Raw genomic sequence first — 21,707 nt, forward strand, 5'->3', positions numbered from 1 at the left:
ATTCTGCCTCGTCCGGCAGAAGACATAACAACAATAACCGTCCTTCTGCAGCCCGCACCGGCGCAGAACAGGAGTGACCGATGAACCCTTGCACCAAAGCCCTGCTCGTCACCACCTGCATGACCCTCAGCAGCGTCACCCTCGGCGCCCAGACCCTGACCATCGCCACCGTCAACAACAGCGACATGATCCGCATGCAACGGCTGTCGAAAACCTTCGAGGCCGAGCACCCGGACATCCAGCTGAACTGGGTGGTGCTGGAAGAAAACGTCCTGCGCCAGCGCCTGACCACCGATATCGCCACCCAGGGCGGGCAGTTCGACGTACTCACCATCGGCATGTACGAGGCCGCGCTCTGGGGCGCCAAGGGCTGGCTGCAACCGATGCAGGACCTGCCCGCCAGCTATGACCTGGATGACGTCTTCCCCTCGGTGCGCGAGGGGCTGTCGGTCAAGGGCACGCTCTATGCCCTGCCGTTCTACGCCGAAAGCTCCATGACCTACTACCGCACCGACCTGTTCCAGCAGGCCGGCCTGAGCATGCCGGAGCGGCCGACCTGGGAGCAGATCGGCGAGTTCGCCGCCAGGCTCAACAAACCCGGCCAGGAGCAATACGGCCTGTGCCTGCGGGGCAAGGCCGGCTGGGGCGAGAACATGGCCCTGATCACCACCCTGGCCAACAGCTACGGCGCGCGCTGGTTCAATGAGCAATGGCAGCCCGAATTCACCGGGCCGGAGTGGAAGAACGCCCTGACCTTCTACGTCGACAACATGAAGAAATCCGGCCCGCCGGGGGCCTCGAGCAACGGTTTCAATGAAAACCTGGCGCTGTTCAACAGCGGCAAGTGCGCGATCTGGGTCGACGCCAGCGTCGCCGGCTCCTTTGTCACCGACCAGAGCCAGAGCAAGGTCGCCCAGCAGGTGGGCTTCACCTTTGCCCCGCATCAGGTCACCGACAAGGGCAGCGCCTGGCTGTATTCCTGGTCCCTGGCGATCCCCGCCAGTTCCAAGGCCAAGGACGCCGCCAGGACCTTCACCACCTGGGCCACCTCCAAGGAATATGCAGCCCTGGTGGCGGAGAAGGACGGCATCGCCAACGTGCCGCCGGGGACCCGGGCTTCGACCTACAGCGCGGCCTACATGAACGCCGCGCCGTTCGCCCGGATCACCCTGGAATCGCTGAAGGCGGTGGACCCCAGCAAACCGACCCTCAAGCCGGTGCCTTACATCGGCATCCAGCTGGTGACCATTCCCGAGTTCCAGGCCATCGGCACCCAGGTCGGCAAGCTGTTCTCCGCGGCGCTGATCGGCCAGAGCACGGTGGACCAGGCCCTGGCCGCCGCGCAGCAGAGCACCGAGCGGGAAATGAAGCGCGCCGGCTACCCGAAATAACCCGGCACGCCTGGTAGGAGCCGGCTGGCCGGCGAAGAGGCCCTTGAGTCTTGCGCAGTGTTCAAGGACGCCTTCGCTGGCAAGCCAGCTCCTACGCGCAACCCGGCCATGCCAGCGCAGTGTCGCGCCCCCTCATACCCAACTGGTTGTGATCCTCATGAATACCTCGACTGCCAAGCTCCATCTGCCAGCGCAGGCGGCTCGCCGCAAGCGTCGCCTGGCCAGCCCCGGCTGGTTTCTGGTCAGCCCCTCAGTGGCGTTGTTGCTGCTGTGGATGATCGTGCCCCTGGGCATGACCCTGTACTTCTCGCTGATCCGCTACAACCTGCTGTACCCCGGTGAAAACCCGTTCGTGGGCCTGGAGAACTTCAGCTACTTCCTCAGTGACTCGGGCTTTGTGCCCGGGGCCACCAACACCCTGTTGCTGGTGGGCAGCGTGCTGCTGATCAGCGTGGTGTTCGGCGTGTTGATCAGTGCCCTGCTGGAAGCCAGCGAGTTCTTCGGCCGCGGCCTGGTCCGGGTGCTGCTGATCTCGCCGTTCTTCATCATGCCCACGGTGGGCGCACTGATCTGGAAGAACCTGATCTTTCACCCGGTATCGGGCATCCTCGCCGCCGTGTGGAAGCTGTTCGGCGCCCAGCCGGTGGACTGGCTGGCCCATTACCCGCTGCTGTCGATCATCCTCATCGTCTCCTGGCAGTGGCTGCCGTTCGCCATCCTGATCCTGATGACCGCCATGCAGTCCCTGGACCAGGAACAGAAAGAAGCCGCACGCCTGGATGGCGCCGGCCCCATCGCGATCTTCTGGCACCTGACCCTGCCCCACCTGGCGCGCCCCATCGCCGTTGTGGTGATGATCGAAACCATCTTCCTGCTCTCGGTGTTCGCCGAAATTTTCACCACTACCAACGGCGGCCCGGGCTACGCCTCGACCAACCTGGCCTACCTGATCTACAACCAGGCGCTGGTGCAGTTCGACGTGGGCATGGCTTCCGCCGGCGGCCTGATCGCCGTGGTCATCGCCAACATCGCCGCGATCATCCTGGTACGGATGATCGGCAAGAACCTGACTGACCAGAGCTGAGGTGCCCGCCATGACCCTGCAACAATCCCGACGCCTGCAAAGCCTGCTACTGGGCACCCTGGCCTGGGCCATCGCGATCCTGATCTTCTTCCCGATCTTCTGGATGGTGCTGACCAGCTTCAAGAGCGAAATCGACGCCTTCGCCACGCCGCCGCAGTTCATCTTCACGCCGACGCTTGAGAACTACCTGCACATCAACGAGCGCAGCAACTACCTGGCCTTCGCCTGGAACTCGGTGGTGATTTCCTTCAGCGCCACCGCCCTGTGCCTGCTGATCGCGGTGCCGGCGGCCTACTCCATGGCCTTCTACGAGACTCGCCACACCAAGCGCACCCTGCTATGGATGCTCTCGACCAAGATGCTGCCGCCGGTGGGCGTGCTGATGCCGATCTACCTGCTGGCCAAGAGTTTCGGCCTGCTGGACACGCGCATTGCGCTGATCGTCATCTACACCCTGATCAACCTGCCGATCGTGGTGTGGATGGTTTACACCTACTTCAAGGACATCCCCCGGGACATCCTTGAAGCCGCCCGCCTGGACGGCGCCACACTGGCCCAGGAGATGCTCCGGGTGCTGCTGCCGATCGCCAAGGGCGGGCTGGCTTCCACCGTGCTGCTGTCGCTGATCCTGTGCTGGAACGAAGCCTTCTGGTCGCTGAACCTGACCTCTGCCAATGCCGCCCCGCTGACCGCGCTGATCGCCTCCTACTCCAGTCCCGAAGGGTTGTTCTGGGCCAAGCTCTCGGCGGTTTCGACCCTGGCCTGCGCGCCGATCCTGATCTTCGGCTGGATCAGCCAGAAACAGCTGGTGCGCGGCCTGTCCTTTGGCGCAGTGAAGTAACCCTCGAATTGTTGGAGACACCCCATGGCTCACCTGAAAATCAGCAACCTGCAAAAAGGCTTCGAAGGCTTCGAGATCATCAAGGGCATCGACCTTGAGGTGAACGACAAGGAATTCGTGGTCTTCGTCGGCCCCTCGGGCTGCGGCAAATCCACCCTGCTGCGGCTGATCGCCGGGCTGGAGGAAGTCAGCGGCGGTCGCATCGAGCTGGACGGCCGCGACATCACCGAAGTCAGCCCGGCCAGGCGCGACCTGGCCATGGTGTTCCAGACCTACGCCCTGTACCCGCACATGAGCGTGCGCAAGAACATGTCCTTCGCCCTGGACCTGGCCGGGGTCGACAAGGCCCTGGTGCAGAAGAAGGTCGATGAGGCGGCGCGCATCCTCGAACTGGGGCCGATGCTCGAACGCAAGCCCAAGCAACTGTCCGGCGGCCAGCGCCAGCGCGTGGCCATCGGCCGGGCGATTGTGCGCAACCCGAAGATCTTCCTGTTCGACGAACCGCTGTCCAACCTGGATGCCGCGCTGCGGGTGCAGATGCGCCTGGAGCTGGCGCGCCTGCACCAGGAGCTGCAGGCCACCATGATCTACGTCACCCACGATCAGGTCGAAGCCATGACCCTGGCGGACAAGGTGGTGGTGCTCAACGGCGGCCGGGTGGAACAGGTGGGCGCGCCCCTGGAGCTGTATCACAACCCGGCCAACCTGTTTGTCGCCGGCTTTCTCGGCACGCCGAAAATGGGTTTTCTCAAGGGCCACGTCAGCCAGGTCGACAGCCAGGGGTGCGAGGTGCACCTGCAGGCCGGGGCGCGCCTGCACCTGGGTCGCCACAGCGCGCAACTCAAGGTCGGCAGCGCGGTGACCCTGGGCATCCGCCCCGAACACCTGGAACTGGGCGAGCCCGGCCGCGCCAGCCTGCCGGTGACCGCCGACGTTGCCGAGCGCCTGGGCAGCGACACCTTCTGCCATGTCCGCAGCAGCGGCGGCGAAGCCCTGACCCTGCGCATCCGCGGTGACCTGGCCAGCCGTTACGGCGAGCAACTGCACCTGCAACTGGACCCCGAGCACTGCCATCTGTTCGATGACCAAGGCCAGGCCGTTCCCCGCTTGCTGCGCGCCGCCGCCTGATCCCCTGATGACCGAGAGCCCCCGCATGAAACTCAATCGCTTGAACCTCAGCCAACTGCCGCCCCAGGTGCGGCTGCCCGCCTACGGGCCCGCCGACACCCGCCAGGGCATTGCCCACATCGGCGTCGGCGGCTTTCACCGGGCCCACCAGGCCTATTACACCGACGCCCTGATGAACCGGGGCCTGGGCCTGGACTGGAGCATCTGTGGCATCGGCCTGCGCCCCGAGGATCGCCGCGCCCGGGACGATCTGGCCGGCCAGGACTACCTCTACAGCCTCTTTGAACTGGGTGACGGCGACGGCCACGAAGTGCGGGTAATCGGCGCCATCAGCCAGATGCTGCTGGCCGAGGACGGCGCCCAGGCGCTGATCGACAAGCTGGCCAGCCCGGAGATCCGCATCGTCTCCCTGACCATCACCGAGGGCGGCTACTGCATCGACGACAGCACTGGCGAGTTCATGCTCCATCTGCCGCAGATCCAGCACGATCTGGCACACCCGCGGCAGCCGCGCACGGTGTTCGGTTTTCTCTGCGCCGCCCTGGCTCGACGCCGGGCCGCGGGCATCCCGGCCTTCACCCTGATGTCCTGCGATAACCTGCCGCACAACGGCGCGGTGACCCGCAAGGCGCTGCTGGCCTTCGCCGCCCGCCACGACGCCGACCTGCACGACTGGATCGCCCGTCACGTCAGCTTCCCCAACGCCATGGTCGACCGCATCACCCCCATGACCAGCAACGCTCACCGCCTGCAACTGCACGATGAACACGGCATCGACGACGCCTGGCCGGTGGTCTGCGAACCCTTTGTCCAGTGGGTGCTGGAAGACCGCTTCTGCAACGGCCGCCCGGCCTGGGAGCAGGTCGGCGTGCAGTTCACCGACGACGTCACGCCCTATGAAGAGATGAAGATCAAGCTGCTCAATGGCAGCCACCTGGCCCTGACCTACCTGGGTTTTCTCAAGGGCTACCGCTTCGTCCACGAAACCCTGGACGACCCGTTGTTCGTCGCCTACCTGCGGGACTACATGGACCTGGACGTGACCCCGCAACTGGCGCCGGTGCCGGGCATCGACCTGGCGGCGTACAAGGACACCCTGATCCAGCGCTTCTCCAATCGGGCGATTGCCGACCAGCTGGAGCGGGTGTGCAGCGACGGTTCATCAAAGCTGCCCAAGTTCACCGTGCCCACGGTCAACCGCCTGATCGCCGATGGCCGCGACACCGAACGCGCGGCCCTGGTAGTGGCGGCCTGGGCCCTGTACCTGCGGGGGGTGGACGAAAACGGCAGGCACTACTCGATCCCCGACCCCAGGGCCGAGTTCTGTCAGGCCCTGGTGGCCGACGACAGCCTGTTGACCCAGCGCCTGCTGGGGGTGGAAGAGATCTTCGGTGTGGCGATTGCGCGCTCCGCCGAGTTCATCGCCGCCTTCGAACGCTGCTTCAACAGCTTGCGCGAACACGGCGTAAGCCAGACCCTGGAACGCTTGCTGGCGCGATGAAGTGCCCTGGGCGGCAGCTTGCCAGGCAAGGGCCTGCGTGCCTTTTCGCCGCCTCGCCCAAGGCCCGGCAGCGGCCACCGGCCATAAGCGGCCGGGGCGGCCAGGCGGAGAGTCTCCAGAGCGCCAACAACCACCGGAACCGGGAACCCTCATGACTCAATCCAGGCTTTTTCTTGGCATCGACTGCGGCACCCAGGGCACCAGGGCGCTGATTCTCGACAGCCGCAGCGGCACCGTCCTGGGCCACGGCGCCGCGCCCCACCGCCTGATCAGCGGCGCCAATGGCCGCCGCGAGCAGGACCCGGCGCAGTGGCTGCAGGCCTGCATCGGCGCAACCCGGCAGGCATTGCAGGCAACCGGGGTGGATGGCGGGCAGGTGCTCGGCGTCGGGATTTCCGGCCAGCAGCACGGGCTGGTGCTGCTCGATGACCAGGGCCAGGTGCTGCGCCCGGCCAAGCTCTGGTGCGACACCGAAAGCAGCGCCGAGAACCAGCGCCTGCTGGACTGGCTGGGGGGCACCCAGGGTTCCCTGGACCGCCTGGGGCTGGCCATCGCGCCGGGCTATACGGTGTCAAAACTGCTCTGGACCCGGGAGCAGCAGCCTCAGGTGTTCCAGCGTATCGCGCATATCCTGCTGCCCCACGACTACCTGAATTTCTGCCTGACCGGACGCTGTTGCAGCGAGTACGGCGACGCCTCGGGCAGCGGCTACTTCGATGTGCGCAAACGTGATTGGGACCGCGCCCTGCTGGCCCATATCGACCCCAGCGGGCGCCTGGAGCGGGCCTTGCCGCACCTGCTCGAAGCGCATCAGGCGGTGGGCCGCATCCAGCCCGCGATCGCCCGGCAACTGGGCATCAGCGCGGAGGCATTGGTGGCCAGCGGCGGTGGCGACAACATGCTCGGGGCGATCGGCACCGGCAACATCCAGCCCGGCATCATCACCATGAGCCTGGGGTCCTCCGGCACCGTGTATGCCTTTGCCGAACAGCCATGGGTCAGCCCCGAGCCGGCGGTGGCCACCTTTTGCTCCTCCAGCGGTGGCTGGCTGCCGCTGATCTGCACCATGAACCTGACCAACGCCACCACCCTGGTGCGCGAGCTGCTGGGCCTGGATCTGGCCGGCTTCAACCAGCGCCTGGCGCAAGCGCCGATCGGCGCCGGTGGCTTGTGCCTGTTGCCGTTTTTCAACGGTGAACGGGTGCCCGCCCTGCCCCATGCCCAAGGCAGCCTGCATGGCATGACCCTGGACAACCTGACCCAGGCCAACCTGTGCCGCGCCGTGGTCGAAGGCACCACCTTCGGCTTGCGCTACGGCCTGGATCTGTTGCGCGCGGCGGGCTTGCACAGCCAGAGCATCCGCCTGATCGGTGGCGGGGCAAAAAGTCCGCTGTGGCGGCAGATGGTCGCCGATATCATGCACACCCCGGTGATCTGCCCCCTGGAGCACGAAGCCGCGGCCCTGGGCGCGGCGATCCAGGCCGCCTGGTGTCACGGCCGGGAGCAGCAGCCGACACTGGATCTGCAAGCACTCTGTGAGCGCTGCGTGCACCTGGACCCGGGCAGCGCCACCCAGCCTCGGGCCGAACACGTAGCGGCCTACGAACCGTTGTACCAAGGTTACCGACAACGACTGACAACCCTTTGAAGAGCGAATGACTATGTATCTGGTGTGTGGCGAGGCGCTGTTCGACTTTTTCAGCGCGGATGAGGCCGGTGCTCCGGCCAATAAAGTGGCGTTCCAGGCGATTGCCGGTGGTTCGCCGTTCAACGTGGCGGTGGGCCTGCGTCGCCTGGGCATCGACGCCGCGCTGCTGGCCGGACTGTCCCGGGACTACCTGGGCCAGCGCCTGCGGCGGGTGCTGCAAGAGGAAGGCGTGAACACCGACTACCTGCGGGAATTCGCCGCCCCGACCACCCTGGCCATGGTCGCCGTGGGCGCCGATGGCTCGCCGCACTACAGCTTCCGGGGCGAAGGCTGCGCCGATCGCCAATTGCTCGAAGAACACCTGCCGGAGCTGGACGCCGGGGTGCGCGGGCTGCATGTCGGCTCGTTTGCCCTGGTGGTGCAGCCGATTGCCGACACCCTGCTGGCCCTGGTGCGCCGCGAGCGCGGGCGGCGCCTGATCAGCCTCGACCCCAATGTGCGGCTCAACCCGCAGCCGGATATCCAACTGTGGCGCCAGCGCATCGCCGAACTGGCCGGGTACGCCGACCTGATCAAGGTCAGTGACGAAGACCTGACCCTGCTCTACCCCGGGCAAGCGCCGCAGACGCTGATCCAGGGATGGCTGCAGGGCAATGCCCGACTGGTGTTCCTGACCCGCGGCAGCCAGGGCGCGACGGTGTTCAGCGCCCGGCATGGCAGCTGGTCGGTGGCGACGCCCAAGGTTCAAGTGGCCGACACCGTGGGCGCCGGCGACACCTTCCAGGCGGCGCTGATTGCCTGGCTGACCGAGCAGGGGCTGGACTCGCCCCAGGGCCTTGAGCAACTGACCCGCGAACAGACCGACGCCCTGCTGCGCTTTGCCGTCAACGCCGCCGCCCTGACCTGCACCCGCACCGGCCCGGACCTGCCCTACCGCCATCAACTGCAACCGCTGTAGGCGCCGGCTTGCCGGCGAAGGGGCCCGTCAGCCTTGCGCCGATTCGGGCGACACCTTCGCTGGCAAGCCAGCTCCTGCAACATTCAGTGCCGCCGTGGTGCTTTTCCTCGGCCCTGGTCAGAGCAGGGAGAAGTTGTAGCTGACGATCAGCCGGGTTTCGTCCATGTCGCGGGCGATCTTCTGGTAGTTGCTGCGGTAGGTGGCGTTGCGCAGGCGCAGGCTGACGTCCTTGAAGGTGCCGCTCTGCACCACGTACTTGAGTTCGCTGTCGCGCTCCCACTCGCGGCCTTCGCGCAGGCTGCCCGGAACCTTGATGTGGTCACCGCTGACGTAGCGGGTCAGGAAACTCAGGCCATTGAGGCCAACGGCCTTGAAGTCGTAGTCGTAGCGCAGCTGCCAGGAACGCTCCTGGATCGCCGCGAAGTCGTTGACCTGCACGTAGTTCACCAGGTACGGGTTGCTGCCATCCAGGTAGGGCATCGAATTGTCGCCGTACATGCGCTGCCAGCCGGCGCTCAGGGTGTGACCGCTGAGGCTGTAGCCGAGCAAGGTGCTCAGGGCGCGGTTGTCGATGCCACCGGCGCGCTCGGCGCCGGTGTCGGCACTCTTGAGCAGGCGCAGGTCGCCTTTGAGCACGCCAGGGCCCAAGGGCTGGTTGGCCAGCAGGCCGACAAAATGCTGGCGGTAGATGTCTTCCAGCTCGGCGTAGTGGTAGTGGCCGGTCAGCCGCTCGTTGAACTTGTAGTCCAGGCCGTAGGTGTCGAAGTGATCCGCCGTGGTGTTGCAGGCATAGCGCTTGTTCTTGCAGTGCACGCGGATGTCCTGGGCGTCGGTGGAATCCCGGGCGGTGTAACGGTTGAGCCGTGCGGCGGTCAGGGTCAGGTCCTTGACCTCCCTGGAGGTCAGCACCGCGCCATTGAACATCGTCGGCAGCAGGCGCCCGTCGTTGTACTTGAGCAGCGGCAGGTCCGGCAGTTGCGCGCCGTACTTGAACACGGTCTGCGAGACCCGGACCTTGGCGGTCAGGCCCAGTTTGGCGTACTGGTCCGCCGAGCCCCGCGGGTCGTGCCCGCTGGAAGGCAGCAGGCCGCTGTTGCTGCGGTCGGGGCTGGAGTCGAGCTTGATCCCCAGCATGCCCAGGGCATCCAGGCCGAACCCCACGGTGCCTTCGGTGTAGCCCGACTGCAGGTTGAGGATGAAGCCCTGGGCCGACTCCTCACGCTTGGAAGCCCCCTGCTCGGTGCTGGTATGGCCGTCACGAAAATCCCGGTTGAAGTAGATCGTGCGTGATTCCAGCTTGGCGCTGCTGTCCTCAAGAAAGCCGTCGGCGTGAACCGACGGGGCAAATCCAGCCCACAGGACGGCGGCTCCGAGGCCCAGCAGCGGGCACGGATGGATCAGGGAAAAAGGGGGACGCATGAACAGGCTCCAGCACAAATCAGTGACGCGAGGTCGGTAGGGAGAGACCCAGGACTCATTCATCCTGCAAATCAAAGACTACAGGTTGAATTGATTGAATCAATGAGGGGCGCACATGATGGCAGATGGCCAAAACCGCCCCAACCCGACTTTAGTCTGACTCCCTGGTCGAAAAACAGCGCGTGGCGGCGAGCGACCCAATACCGACAAAAACAGGAATAAACCTGTCATTTTTTTCAATTTTTCATCGGGCCGGCAGCCGGGTAAAAACTGTCCGAACGATCAGAAATGCCCTCGGCCTGAATAGCCAGTAGTCAATGCTGGCAAAAAAGCATCATTTTTTTATCGCTTAGACATACCGTCTGTCGGATTTTTTGTCTTTTGAAAATACCGAAACAACTATTTGACGCTTTACCTTACAACCCTCATAAGACCGTTTAACTCTTTGTTTTATATGTTTTTTTATCAATCACGGAGAATATGAAAAACGGCAGTGTCATTTATGCATCACCGCAAAACGTCAATTAAACGTCTTACCACTGTGATAGTGTCAAAAAAAGAGCGCGATGGCGGCAATGTGCCATACGCCCTTTGCGGAAGGTGAGCCACAGCCTCACCCAACACTCATCATGGACGAGGTCGTTCCCTTGGAAGTCAGCGTTTTCGGTACTGGTTATGTCGGCCTGGTGCAAGCAGTTGCCCTCGCCGATGTCGGGCATAACGTGGTGTGTGTCGATATCGACAGCCAGAAAATCGCCCAGCTGCAACGTTCTATTCCGCCGATTCACGAGCCGGGTCTGGCGACCCTGATCGAAGAGAATCAAAAGGCCGGCCGACTGCACTTCACCACCCAGGCCAGCGACGCCGTGGGCCATGCCCAGGTGATCTTCATCGCGGTCGGCACGCCCTCCAACGAAGACGGCTCGGCGGACCTCGACCATGTCCTGGCGGTGGCCCGCAAGATTGCCAGCCTGATGCTCAGCGACAAGACCCTGGTGATCAAATCCACGGTGCCGGTGGGCACTGCCGATCTGGTGGTTGAAACCGTCGCCGAGCAACTGGCGGACCTGGGCCAATCCCAGCTGCGGGTGCACGTGGTCTCCAATCCGGAGTTCCTCAAGGAAGGCTCCGCCGTGGCCGACTGCATGCGCCCGGACCGGATCATCGTCGGCTGTGCCCATGACCTGCCCCGCCAACAGTTGAGCGAACTGTACGCGCCGTTCAACCACAACCATGACCGCCTGATGTTCATGGACAACCGCAGCGCCGAGCTGGTCAAGTACGCGGCCAACGCGATGCTCGCCACCCGCATCAGCTTCATGAACGAGATGGCCAACCTGGCGGAACGCCTGGGTGTGGACATCAACGCGGTGCGCAAGGGCATCGGCGCCGATCCGCGCATCGGCTACCACTTCATCTACCCGGGCGCCGGCTTCGGCGGTTCGTGCTTCCCCAAGGACCTGCGGGCGCTGATCCACACCGCCGAAAGCCACGGGCTGGAACCGCACATGCTCAAGACCGTGCGCGACGTCAACGAGCAGCAGCGCCATGTGCTGTTTCGCAAGCTCAAGGCGCACCTGGGCGACGACCTGCAGGGCAAGGTCATCGCTCTCTGGGGCCTGGCCTTCAAGCCCAACACCGACGACATGCGCGAAGCCACCAGCCGCTACCTGATGCAGGCGCTGTGGGATGCCGGGGCCAGGGTCCAGGCCTACGACCCGGAAGCCATGACCGAATGCCGGCGCCTGTACGGCTACCGCGATGACCTGCAGCTGTGCGCCACCCGCGATGACGCCCTGCAAGGCGCCGATGCGCTGGTGATCTGCACCGAATGGAAAGCCTTTCGCGTGGTGGACTTCAAATTGCTGCGCGACACCCTCAAGGACCGCCTGATCGTCGACGGGCGCAATCTCTACAACCCGCAACAGGCAGCGGACGCCGGTCTGCACTATCTGAGCATTGGCCTGCCCTACCGCATCCCGGAGGCCCTTGGCGCATGAATATCCTGATCACCGGAGCCGCCGGTTTTATCGGCGCCCATACCGCACTGCGTCTGCTCAAGGATGGGCACCAGGTCACCGGGCTGGATAATTTCAACGACTACTACGACCCCCAGCTCAAGCGCGACCGGGTGCGCTGGGTGGAACGGCAAGTGGGGCACTTCCCGCTGCAACGCCTGGACCTGGCGGACAGCGCCGGGCTGGAGCGGCTGTTTGCCGAGATCCGGCCCCAGGTGGTGATCAACCTCGCCGCCCAGGCCGGGGTGCGCTACTCCCTGGAAAACCCCAAGGCCTACCTGGACAGCAACCTCAGCGGTTTTCTCAACCTGCTGGAAATGTGCCGGCGCTTCCCGGTGCAGCACCTGATCTATGCCTCTTCCAGTTCGGTGTACGGGGCCAACCAGCAGACCCCGTACAAGGTCAGCGACAACGTCGACCATCCGCTGTCGCTGTATGCGGCGAGCAAGAAAGCCAACGAGCTGATGGCCCACAGCTACAGCCACCTGTTCGGCGTGCCGGCCACCGGCCTGCGCTTCTTTACCGTGTACGGGCCCTGGGGCCGGCCGGACATGTCGCCGATCCTGTTTGCCGACGCCATCAGCCAGGGGCGTCCGCTGAAGCTGTTCAACTACGGCATGCACCAGCGCGACTTCACCTACATCGACGACATCGTCGAATCCCTGGTGCGCCTGCTGGACAAGCCACCGGCGCGGGACCCGCTGTGGGATCGCGAGCAGCCGGACCCCTCCACCAGCATGGCGCCGTGGCGCCTGTTCAACATCGGTGGCCAGCGCCCGGTGGAGCTCAAGGACTACGTCAGCACCCTGGAGCGGCTCCTCGGCCGCCAGGCCCAGGTGGAGTACCTGCCCCTGCAGCCCGGTGACGTGCTCAACACCTGTGCCGATGTCAGCGCCCTGGAAAACCTCACCGGTTTCGGACCCCAGGTGCCCCTGGATGAAGGCCTGGGCCATTTCGTCCAGTGGTACCGCAGCTACTACACCGGCACCCGGTCCTGAGCCGGTGCCGCGGCGCCCTTTACCAACCCCTTGCAATGGAAGTACTCCCGGTGGATATGGAAAGACCCTTCTCATCGCCCGCAACCGAGGTGCCGGCACCGGCGCGCATCGACCGGCGCAACGACCCGTTTCGGCGCAAGGTCCAGGCCGCCATCGATCTGCAGCATCACGGCTGGATCAGTGGCCGCGAAGGTGGCCGGCCCTGGACCCTGTCGCGCAGCAAGCGCCTGACCTCGGCACTGCTGGCCGCCCTGCTGCTGGTGCTGCTGTCGCCGCTGCTGCTGGTGGTGGCGCTGGCGATCAAGCTCACCAGCCCGGGACCGGTGTTCTTCGTGCAACTGCGTACCGGTTTTCGCGGCCGGCGCTTCGGCATGTACAAGTTCCGCACCATGGTGGTCAACGCCGAAGCCCTGAAGGACTCGGTGCGCCACCTGAACAAGCACGGCCCGGACTCGGTGGACTTCAAGATCGACCGCGACCCGCGGATCACCGGGATCGGCGGCTTCCTGCGGCGCACCAGCCTCGACGAGTTGCCGAACCTGATCAACGTGGTACTGGGCCAGATGCGCATCGTCGGCCCGCGCCCCACCTCGTTCCACGCCCAGACCTACAAGGAACACCACCTCGGGCGCCTGAGCATCTACCCCGGGATCACCGGCCTGTGGCAAGTCTCGGGCCGCAGCGATGTGGACTTCGACGGCCGGGTCACCCTGGACATGACGTACATCTTCCAGCAGAGCCCCTGGCTCGACCTGAAGATCCTGATCAAAACCCCTTTCAAGGTCCTCAATGGCCATGGAGCAAGTTGAAATGGCGGCAGCAACTCTAGCCAGTCTGAAGATCCAGCGTCCCAGCGAAAGCAACCTGGCGGTCACCGTGCTCGACCAGGAGCTGCGGGTGATCCTGCTGACGGCGGCCAACCGCAACAGCGGCATCACCAGCAGCAGCCTGAGCATGGCCAGCGAACTGGCGCGCACCAGCCGCGGCCGGGTCCTGCTGGTGGACACCAGCCTTTCGGACAACAGCCTGACCCGGCGCCTGGACCTGGGCGAACGCCCCGGCTTTCTCGACCTGGCCCTGGCCGAAACCCCGCCGCTCCTGGCGCAGTGCATCGAAAGCAGCGATGAACTGGGCTTCGATTTCCTGCCCCTGGGCCGCCGCCAGCAATACGCCGAGCGCCTGACCCCGGAACTGCTGCAGGAACTGTTGCAGGCCCTGGCCGCGGACTATCGCTTCGTGATCATCGACGGCGACCCGGTGTACAGCAGCGGCGACATCCTCACCCTGAGCACCCAGGTGGACGGCGTGGTGCTGGTGGTGCGCAGCGAGGAAACCCGCTGGGAAGTGGCCCAGGCCGCGGCGCAGCGCCTGATCCAGGCCGAGGCGAAGCTGATCGGCAGCGTGTTCAACGCTCGCAAGTACTACATGCCCAAGTGGGTTTATGACCGTCTCTGACCGGCACAAGGACCGTGTAACCATGAACAAGCCAAGACTCTCCCTGCTGGGCCTGTCGCTGCTGGCGGCCCTGGGCGGCTGCGTCAACCGCGAGCCGCAGCAGATGCCGGTGCAGATCCTCAGCGCCCCGGCCGACCAGGCCCAGCTCACCGAGGTCATGCCCATCGAACAGGTGCTGCGCCCGCAGGACGTGCTGGACGTGATCTTCCACATCGGCACCACCAGCCAGCAGCGCTACCTCGTGCAGCCCGGCGACCAGGTGGACGTGAGCTTCCTCACCGCGCCGGAGCTGGGCGGCAGCAAGCTGGTACTGCCCGACGGCAGCATCGACATGCCCTACGTGGGCAATATCCAGGTCGCCGGGCTGTCCGCCGAACAGGCGCGCCAGGCCCTGGAAACGCAGTACGCCAAGGTGCTGAAGAAGCCGCAGATCACCTTCTCGATCTCCCACGCCATGGCCCAGCTGGACAACCTGCGCACCAGCCTGACCAACCCGGCCACCGGCCTGAGCCGGGAGATCGTGGTCGGCTCCGACGGCCGCGCCAGCTTCCCGCTGCTGGGCAGCCTGTCGTTGCAGGGCAAGAGCCTCAGCGAGCTGCAGACCCTGATCAACCAGCGCTACGCCAAGGAAGTGGGCCAGGTCAGCGTCGACGTGCTGCTCAAGACCACCGCGGCCAACGAAGTGTTCGTCATGGGCGAAGTCGGCCAGCCCGGGGCCTATCCGGTGCGCCGGCCGATCTCGGTGCTCGAAGCCCTGACCCTGGCCAAGGGCGCCGGTCCCACCGCGCGCCTGGATTCGGTGGTGATCATGCGGCGCAAGGGCAATCAGGTCGAAGCCCGGGTGTATGACGCCGATGCGGCGCTGGACGGCAAGGCCCTGCAGTTCGCCTACCTGCAGCCGGACGACATGCTCTACGTGCCCAAGACCCGCCTGGCCAAGGCCGGGGCCCTGAGCAAGCAGCTGGCGGACGTGATCATGTTCCAGGGTGTCGGGTTCAGCTTCGGCTACCGCGTCGACAACAAAGAAACGAACAACAACTGAGTTCCCTCTTGATGACCAAGATCGAAAACTACCTGCACGAGTTCCTCCTCGTGTTCTTTGTCAATCGACGCCTGATCAAGCGGGTGTTCCTGGGTTTCGCGGTGATTGCGCTGTTGCTGCCGCTGGTGCTCAAGCAGAGCTTCGAGATCACCGCCGAGGTCATAGTGCAGTCCAAGAAACTGTCGCAGACCGACGCCAACACCGTGCTCACCCCGGACAGCGACAAGTTCATCCCGCCGTCCCTGGCGGACATGGAGACCGAGAGCAATATCCTGCGTTCGCCGACCCTGATCCGCACCACCATCGAGCAGCTGCGCGGCGAAGGTCAGTTCGGCGGCAATGAGGGCCTGTTGACCCGGCTGATCGTCAAGCCGATCCGCAATGGCCTGATCGACCCGCTGCGCAACCATGTGATCAACCCGCTGCGCGGCTTCTTCGGCCTGGCCGTGGACCCGGTGCGCGACACCAGCCTGGATGCCTTCACCGATCAGGCGGTCAAGGACCTGAAGATCGGCACCCTGCCCGGCTCCAACGTGATCTCCATCGTCTATGCCAGCCCCAATGCCGCCGAAGGCACGCGCTTTGTCGAGCGCCTGCTGGCCAACTACCTGAAAAACCGCCAGGACCTGCAATCCAACGAACTGCCCGAAGCCTTCTATGAACAGAAGAAGGCCCAGTACCAGTCGCGCCTGGATGACCTGGAAGGCAAGCGCCAGGCGCTGCTGGAAGCCGCGCACGCCTCCGATCCCAAGGAGGAGATCACCTTCCGCCTGAACGCCATCAACACCGAGGAGCAATCGCTCAACGGCTACCGCGACCAGGCCCTGGAGAACCAGCGCCGCCTGGACTACCTGCAGAAGAACCTGGCGGCGGCACGCAAGGCCGGCCTCACCGACTACACCTTCCCCTTCGCCTTCGCCAACACCGTGGACAACGTGGCCTACGAAGACCGCGAGATCAAGCAACTGGGCGAGCAACTGACCAATCTGGTGAGCCAGTACGGCACCACCGCCGACACCTACCGCGCCGACAGCGTACCGATGCAGCAGCAGCGCGAGCAGATCGTGCGGGCCCGGGCGCAGTTCCTCAAAGTGGTGGAAAACCGGGTGCGCGAGCGCAGCAGCGACCTGCAGATCACCCAGTCGGTGATCGCGCAGAAAACCGCGCGGATCAACGACTACAAGGCGCGGGTCCGCGACCTGCAAGAGGTGCTGAGCAAGCTGCGCCAGCTGGACACCGAAATCGATGCCTTGCACAAGGCCTTCTTCACCTACACCCAGCGCTATGAAGAAAGCCGTGGCGAACGCCTGATCAGCGGCGAACTGTCCAACGCCCGGGTGCTCAGCCAGCCTTACGAACCCAGCGAAGCGGCGTTTCCCAAGCCGATGCTGATCATTCCCCTGGGCCTGCTCACCGGCCTGCTGCTGGCGATTGCCCTGGGGTATGTCTACGAGTTCTTCGATCACCGCTTCAAGCACCCGGCCCAGGTCAGCGACCACCTCGGCCTGCCGGTGCTGATGGTGCTCAACGCGCCCCAGGAACAGCCGGTCAACCCCTTCCCGCGCTGGACCTGGCGCTGGGCCTGGCATTGGGCCAAGCAATGAGCGACCTGAGCATGGCGGCGCAACCGGTTGTGCACCTGATCCACAGCGGCGGCTTCTACGGCGCCGAACGCATGCTGCTGGATCATTGCCGGGTCACCCCGGGACGGCATCGGGTGGTGTTCATCAACGCTCCCGAGGCGCTGCTGCAGCGTTTTGCCCAGGACGGGGTGACCTGCCACAACTGCCGCTGCCTCAAGCAACTGCTGAGCCATCTGCGCCAGCAGCCGGGGCTGCTCAACGCCCACAACTTCAAGGCCCAGGTGTTCGCCTGGATCTGCGCCCGGCGCCTGGGCCTGCCCCTGGTGCTGACCCAGCACGGCTTCACCCCGCGCAGCCTGAAACAGAAGCTCTACACCTGGATCAGCCTGCGCCTGTGCCGCAGCCCACGGGTGCGCCGGGTGGCGTGCGTGGCCCAGAGCATTGCCCAGTTGCACCTGCAGGCCGGGGTACCCGCGAGCAAACTGCAGGTGATCGCCAACGGCCTGCCGGAGCCGCAGCGTCCGGCGCCGGCGAGCAAGGAAGGTCCGCCGTTGCAGGAAGCCCTGATCCGCCGCGACGAGGCGGCGCCGCTGGTGGGGTTCGTCGGTCGCCTGAGTGCGGAAAAAGGCCCGGACCTGTTTCTCGACGCGCTGATCGGCCTGTGCCGGCAGCGCCCTGCGCTCAGGGCCGTGCTGCTGGGCGACGGTGAACAGAACCAGGCGCTGCGCCAGCGTATCGACGAGGCCGGGCTGACCCTGCGCATCCTGCTGCCGGGCTACCAGAACGACATGCAGCCCTGGCTCAAGCGCCTCAACGTGCTGGTGCTCAGCTCGCGCACCGAAGGCACGCCGATGATCCTGCTCGAAGCCATGCAGGCCGGCACCCCGGTGGTGGCCTTCGCCGTGGGCGGGATTCCCGATGTGCTGCAGCACCGGCAGAACGGCCTGCTGGCCAAGCCCCTGGACAGCGCCGATCTGGCCCGCTGCATCGGCCGCCTGCTGGATGACCCGGCCCTGGCCGGAGAACTGGCCGAGGCCGCTCGCGTCACCCAGCGCAAGCACTACCACCTGCCGACCCTGGCGCACCGCTGGGATGAGCTGTACCGCCTGGCCAGGGAGAGCGCCACGGTATGATCGCCGCTCCTGTTCTGGGCATTGTGCTGGGCCTGGCCAGCCTGTTGCTGCTGGCCAGTCCCTGGCCGTTTCTGGCACCGCTGACAGTACTCGGGCTGGTGGGCGTGGCCGTGCTCTATCGCCGTCCGGGCTGGGGCCTGCTGGGGATCTGTGCCCTGGTGCCGTTCGAAGGTTTGTTCAAGGACAGCCCGTTCTCCGCGGCCAAGCTGCTGGGGGCCTCGCTGATCCTGATCATGCTGTGCAAGCTGTTGCTGCGGCAGATTCCCGATACCCGCCTGCGCAGCAACCTGTGGCGGGCCCTGGGCCCCTTCCTGCTGTGCCTGCTGCTGAGCCTGATGTACAGCGAAAACCTGCTGGTGTCCCTGGACAGCCTGCGGGAGCTGGCGGTGGGCCTGGTGCTGTTCTTCGTCACCCTGCTGATCGCCCGGGAAACCCACCTGCTGATGCTCTGCCGCCTGCTGGCGCTGAGCGTGGCGACCACCTGCGTGATCGCCCTGGTGTCGGCCAAGTACCAGGTCGGCGGCCGCGCCATCGGCCTGCTGCAGGACGCCAACTACTTCGCCCTGCTGATTGCCATGGCGGTGCCGCCGGCGATCCTCCTGGCGCTGCGTTCGCCCTACTGGCCGGTGCGGCTGTTCTGGGTCGGCATCAGCCTGACCCTGATGGCCGGGATGACCAAGACCGACTCGCGCTCGGGGCTGTTGGTGGTGCTGTTCACCATTGCCATCGGCGTCTGGCACTACCGCGACCGGCTCAAGGGCCTGCGGCCCAAGCACCTGGGGTTTGCCATGTTCGCCGTGGCGATCCTGGTGCCCCTGGGGATCGCCGTGCTGCCGGCGCAGTACGTGGAGCGGATCCAGTCCCTGAGCATGCTCAAGTCCGGTTCGCACTCGGCGGACACCTCCCTGGGCCGACGCACCTCCTACCTGGTGGTGGGCGGCCAGATGATCCGCGAGAACCCGTTGCTGGGCTCGGGCCTGGGCACCTTCCCGATACATTACGCGCAGACCGGCTTCGCCAGCAGCTTCTCGGAAAACATGAACGAGCCGGACCTGTTCCGCCGCGCCCACAACACCTACCTGGAGCTGTTCAGCGAACTGGGGATTCCCGGCGGCCTGAGCTTCGTGGCGCTGATGCTCATGGGCCTGCGCAACTTCGAGCGGGCGCGCCAGGGCTTTCTCGCCCGGGGTCGACGCGAGCAGGCCGACATTGCCACCCACCTGGGCCTGAGCCTGTTGGCCATGGCGGTGTTCCTGCTGTTTCTCAGCGCCCCCAACCACAAGTACCTGTGGATCTTCCTGGCCCTGTCCAGCGTGCTGCGGCTGCAGGCCGAAGAGGCCCACGACCCGGCCTGAGAGCGCTGCACGCGCCCGGCCGGGCCCCAACAACACCATCTGGCCAAGGGAGGCAAAGATGCAAAGGATCAGCGTGATCGTGCCCATGTACAACGAGGCGCGTCACATCACCCGGACCCTGGACAGCGTGATCCTGGCGGCCAGGGTCGCTGCCGTCGATTACGAACTGATCGTGGTGGACAACGGTTCCACCGATCAGGGGCCGCAACGGGCCCGGGAACTGGGCGCGCGGGTGCTGTTGTGCCCGGGCATCGGTATCGGTGCCTTGCGCAATCGCGGCGCCGCCATGGCCACCGGCGATTGCCTGGCGTTCATCGACGCCGATATCGAAGTGCCCGCCAACTGGCTGCAGCTCTGGCGCCAGGTCCTGGCCGATAACCGCGCCGAAGTCCTGGCCCTGGATTGCGCCGCGCCGCGCTGCGCGCCCTGGTTCGCCCGGGCCTGGCAACGGCGCAGCCTGACCGCCGGCCGCCAGGCCCGGCAACGGCAATGGTTGCCCAGCGCCAACCTGTGCCTGCGGCGGGTCTGGTTCGAACGGGTCGGCGGTTTCGACGAGCGCCTGCGCACCGGCGAAGACAAGGACCTCGGCCTGCGCCTGCACGCCGCCGGTGCCCGGCAGATCAGCCTGCCCGAGCCCCAGGTACTGCACTGGGGCTTTGAAGGCAGCTGGGGCGAATGGGCCGGCAAGGAACGCTGGCGCCAGGGCAGTCACGGGCAATTGCTCAAGGCCGCCGGGTTCAATCCGCGCCTGCTGCGCTTTCCCTTGCTGTGCCTGGCCTGCGCCCTGCTGAGCGGGGCGGCGCTGCTGGCCCTGGTCGCAGGTCGGCCGGTTGCGGCCGCCCTGTGCCTGCTGCTGGGCGCCCTGGCGCCGTTGCTGCTGGCCTTGCGCCAGGGCTGGCGCCACCGCGATCCGCTGTTCGTCCTGCAACTCTGGCTGCTGCACGGGGTGCGCCTGCACCTGGGTGCCGTGGCCCTGGTGCAGGGTCTTTTCAACCGTGCTGCCGTGAGACCTGACCGTGGCTAAGACTCTTTTCTGGCTGTGCCTGCTCCTGCCCTTCTATGCCTGGATCGGTTACCCGATGCTGCTGGGCCTGCTCAGCCTGTTCGTGCGACCGCGGCCGCAGCAGGAGGCGCTGCCGCTGTCGGTCAGCGTGATCATCGCCGCCCACAACGAAGGCCCGCACATCGAACACAAGCTGCGCACCCTGCTGCAACAGGATTACCCGGCCACGGACCTGCAGATCATCCTCGCCAGCGACGGCTCCAGCGACGACACCGTGGCCACCGCGTTGAGCGTGCGCGATTCGCGGATCGTGGTCCTGGACCTGCCGCGGGTGGGCAAGGCCGGGGCCCTGAACACCGCGGTGGAACTGGCACGCAACGACATCCTGGTGTTCACCGACGCCGACAACCAATGGTCCGACGACACCCTGGGCAAGCTCCTGGCGCCCCTGGCCGATCCCCAGGTCGGCGCCTGCGGCGGGCACATGATCATCCCCAACCCGGGGCACAACCTGAGCCTGGGCGACAGCCTTTATCGGCACTACGAAGCCTGGTTGCGCCAGGCCGAGAACCGCACCGGCTGCATGGTTTCCGCCGACGGCGCGCTGCTGGCCCTGCGCCGCGAGCTGTTCCAGCGCATTCCCGCCGAGGTCAACGATGACTTCTTCATCAGCACCTGCGCCCCGGTGGCGGGCAAACGCATCGTCTATGTGGAGCAGGCCCAGGTCCTGGACCAGGGCGTGGACGACGCCGGCAAGCAGTATCGGCGGCGCCTGCGGGTCACGGTCGGCGGCCTGCAGAGCCTGGCCCAGCGCCGTGAGCTGATGAACCCGCTGCGCCACGGCGCCTACGCCATCGCCCTGATCAGCCACAAGCTGACCCGCCGCCTGGCCCCGGTGCTGTTGCTGCCCTTGCTGCTGAGCAACCTGTGGCTGTGGAACGCCGGCCCCTTCTACAGCCTGTGCCTGCTGGCCCAGTTGCTCGGCTACGGCGCCGGGCTGCTGGGGCTGCTGGACCGTCGCGGGCGCTTGCCCAAGGTGTTTCGTCTCGCCGGCTTCGTGCTGGTGACCCTGGCCGGCATGAGCGTGGGCCTCTGGCAGTTTCTCCGCGGGCGGCGCTATGCCCTGTGGAACCCACAACAGAATCGCTGA

The 21,707-nt window shown here is 65.6% G+C and carries 18 protein-coding genes; 17 read left to right on the top strand and 1 reads right to left on the bottom strand.

The features are described 5' to 3' along the window. Positions 1-80: 80 nt before the first annotated feature. From POS17_RS15195 to POS17_RS15225, 7 genes are all read left to right on the top strand, one after another. Positions 81-1,391: an ABC transporter substrate-binding protein gene (locus POS17_RS15195; protein ID WP_060839332.1), complete on the top strand. Its 1,311-nt coding sequence runs from the start codon at positions 81-83 to the stop codon at positions 1,389-1,391. A 157-nt stretch (positions 1,392-1,548) separates the two neighbouring features. After that, positions 1,549-2,475, top strand: coding sequence for a carbohydrate ABC transporter permease (locus POS17_RS15200; RefSeq protein ID WP_060839333.1), 927 nt, complete (start codon positions 1,549-1,551; stop codon positions 2,473-2,475). A gap of 10 nt (positions 2,476-2,485) precedes the next feature. After that, entirely contained in the window at positions 2,486-3,316 is an 831-nt protein-coding gene (locus tag POS17_RS15205; protein ID WP_060839334.1) for a carbohydrate ABC transporter permease, read from the top strand. A 24-nt stretch (positions 3,317-3,340) separates the two neighbouring features. Then, positions 3,341-4,444, top strand: coding sequence for an ABC transporter ATP-binding protein (locus POS17_RS15210; RefSeq protein WP_060839335.1), 1,104 nt, complete (start codon positions 3,341-3,343; stop codon positions 4,442-4,444). 25 nt (positions 4,445-4,469) lie between these two features. Beyond that, complete coding sequence (locus tag POS17_RS15215; protein WP_060839336.1) at positions 4,470-5,945, top strand: mannitol dehydrogenase family protein; 1,476 nt, start codon at positions 4,470-4,472, stop codon at positions 5,943-5,945. A 151-nt stretch (positions 5,946-6,096) separates the two neighbouring features. Next, positions 6,097-7,593, top strand: a complete 1,497-nt coding sequence (xylB, locus tag POS17_RS15220) for a xylulokinase (RefSeq protein ID WP_060839337.1) — start codon at positions 6,097-6,099, stop codon at positions 7,591-7,593. A gap of 13 nt (positions 7,594-7,606) precedes the next feature. Further along, a complete protein-coding gene (locus POS17_RS15225; protein ID WP_060839338.1) occupies positions 7,607-8,551 on the top strand; it encodes a carbohydrate kinase family protein in 945 nt (314 codons plus the stop codon). A gap of 117 nt (positions 8,552-8,668) precedes the next feature. Here POS17_RS15225 and POS17_RS15230 read toward each other — a convergent pair whose 3' ends face one another. Then, positions 8,669-9,970: an OprD family porin gene (locus POS17_RS15230; protein ID WP_060839339.1), complete on the bottom strand. Its 1,302-nt coding sequence runs from the start codon at positions 9,968-9,970 to the stop codon at positions 8,669-8,671. 647 nt (positions 9,971-10,617) lie between these two features. Here POS17_RS15230 and POS17_RS15235 point away from each other — a divergent pair. The 10 genes from POS17_RS15235 to POS17_RS15280 are packed head-to-tail and all read left to right on the top strand — an operon-like array spanning position 10,618 to position 21,707. Continuing rightward, the gene (locus tag POS17_RS15235; protein WP_060841947.1) at positions 10,618-11,970 is read left to right on the top strand and encodes a UDP-glucose dehydrogenase family protein; all 1,353 of its coding nucleotides are present in this window, start codon (positions 10,618-10,620) and stop codon (positions 11,968-11,970) included. After that, positions 11,967-12,986: an NAD-dependent epimerase gene (locus POS17_RS15240; RefSeq protein ID WP_060839340.1), complete on the top strand. Its 1,020-nt coding sequence runs from the start codon at positions 11,967-11,969 to the stop codon at positions 12,984-12,986. The genes POS17_RS15235 and POS17_RS15240 overlap by 4 nt, the downstream gene beginning before the upstream one ends. Before the next feature lie 56 nt (positions 12,987-13,042). Beyond that, positions 13,043-13,795 (top strand): sugar transferase, encoded by a 753-nt coding sequence (locus POS17_RS15245; protein WP_060839341.1) that lies wholly within the window; start codon positions 13,043-13,045, stop codon positions 13,793-13,795. Between the two features lies 1 nt (position 13,796). Further along, complete coding sequence (locus POS17_RS15250) at positions 13,797-14,441, top strand: CpsD/CapB family tyrosine-protein kinase (protein ID WP_060839342.1); 645 nt, start codon at positions 13,797-13,799, stop codon at positions 14,439-14,441. A 22-nt stretch (positions 14,442-14,463) separates the two neighbouring features. Beyond that, complete coding sequence (locus tag POS17_RS15255; protein WP_060839343.1) at positions 14,464-15,483, top strand: polysaccharide biosynthesis/export family protein; 1,020 nt, start codon at positions 14,464-14,466, stop codon at positions 15,481-15,483. A gap of 11 nt (positions 15,484-15,494) precedes the next feature. Further along, positions 15,495-17,087, top strand: coding sequence for a GumC family protein (locus POS17_RS15260; RefSeq protein ID WP_060839344.1), 1,593 nt, complete (start codon positions 15,495-15,497; stop codon positions 17,085-17,087). After that, positions 17,084-18,199 carry a glycosyltransferase family 4 protein gene (locus POS17_RS15265; protein ID WP_060839345.1) on the top strand — a complete coding sequence of 372 codons (1,116 nt, stop codon included), beginning with the start codon at positions 17,084-17,086 and terminating at the stop codon, positions 18,197-18,199. The genes POS17_RS15260 and POS17_RS15265 overlap by 4 nt, the downstream gene beginning before the upstream one ends. Next, a complete protein-coding gene (locus POS17_RS15270) occupies positions 18,196-19,554 on the top strand; it encodes an O-antigen ligase family protein (protein WP_060839346.1) in 1,359 nt (452 codons plus the stop codon). Before POS17_RS15265 ends, POS17_RS15270 begins: the two co-directional genes overlap by 4 nt. A gap of 58 nt (positions 19,555-19,612) precedes the next feature. Then, the gene (locus POS17_RS15275) at positions 19,613-20,578 is read left to right on the top strand and encodes a glycosyltransferase (protein WP_060839347.1); all 966 of its coding nucleotides are present in this window, start codon (positions 19,613-19,615) and stop codon (positions 20,576-20,578) included. Continuing rightward, positions 20,571-21,707 carry a glycosyltransferase family 2 protein gene (locus tag POS17_RS15280; protein WP_060839348.1) on the top strand — a complete coding sequence of 379 codons (1,137 nt, stop codon included), beginning with the start codon at positions 20,571-20,573 and terminating at the stop codon, positions 21,705-21,707. The genes POS17_RS15275 and POS17_RS15280 overlap by 8 nt, the downstream gene beginning before the upstream one ends.

This window comes from Pseudomonas sp. Os17, from assembly GCF_001547895.1.
In the GTDB taxonomy this organism is placed as follows: domain Bacteria; phylum Pseudomonadota; class Gammaproteobacteria; order Pseudomonadales; family Pseudomonadaceae; genus Aquipseudomonas.

Coding starts and splice junctions, on each gene's coding strand:
- POS17_RS15195 (WP_060839332.1), top strand. CDS start 81: ATGAACCCTTGCACCAAAGCCCTGCTCGTCACCACCTGCATGACCCTC.
- POS17_RS15200 (WP_060839333.1), top strand. CDS start 1,549: ATGAATACCTCGACTGCCAAGCTCCATCTGCCAGCGCAGGCGGCTCGC.
- POS17_RS15205 (WP_060839334.1), top strand. CDS start 2,486: ATGACCCTGCAACAATCCCGACGCCTGCAAAGCCTGCTACTGGGCACC.
- POS17_RS15210 (WP_060839335.1), top strand. CDS start 3,341: ATGGCTCACCTGAAAATCAGCAACCTGCAAAAAGGCTTCGAAGGCTTC.
- POS17_RS15215 (WP_060839336.1), top strand. CDS start 4,470: ATGAAACTCAATCGCTTGAACCTCAGCCAACTGCCGCCCCAGGTGCGG.
- xylB (WP_060839337.1), top strand. CDS start 6,097: ATGACTCAATCCAGGCTTTTTCTTGGCATCGACTGCGGCACCCAGGGC.
- POS17_RS15225 (WP_060839338.1), top strand. CDS start 7,607: ATGTATCTGGTGTGTGGCGAGGCGCTGTTCGACTTTTTCAGCGCGGAT.
- POS17_RS15230 (WP_060839339.1), bottom strand. CDS start 9,970: ATGCGTCCCCCTTTTTCCCTGATCCATCCGTGCCCGCTGCTGGGCCTC.
- POS17_RS15240 (WP_060839340.1), top strand. CDS start 11,967: ATGAATATCCTGATCACCGGAGCCGCCGGTTTTATCGGCGCCCATACC.
- POS17_RS15245 (WP_060839341.1), top strand. CDS start 13,043: ATGGAAAGACCCTTCTCATCGCCCGCAACCGAGGTGCCGGCACCGGCG.
- POS17_RS15250 (WP_060839342.1), top strand. CDS start 13,797: ATGGCGGCAGCAACTCTAGCCAGTCTGAAGATCCAGCGTCCCAGCGAA.
- POS17_RS15255 (WP_060839343.1), top strand. CDS start 14,464: ATGAACAAGCCAAGACTCTCCCTGCTGGGCCTGTCGCTGCTGGCGGCC.
- POS17_RS15260 (WP_060839344.1), top strand. CDS start 15,495: ATGACCAAGATCGAAAACTACCTGCACGAGTTCCTCCTCGTGTTCTTT.
- POS17_RS15265 (WP_060839345.1), top strand. CDS start 17,084: ATGAGCGACCTGAGCATGGCGGCGCAACCGGTTGTGCACCTGATCCAC.
- POS17_RS15270 (WP_060839346.1), top strand. CDS start 18,196: ATGATCGCCGCTCCTGTTCTGGGCATTGTGCTGGGCCTGGCCAGCCTG.
- POS17_RS15275 (WP_060839347.1), top strand. CDS start 19,613: ATGCAAAGGATCAGCGTGATCGTGCCCATGTACAACGAGGCGCGTCAC.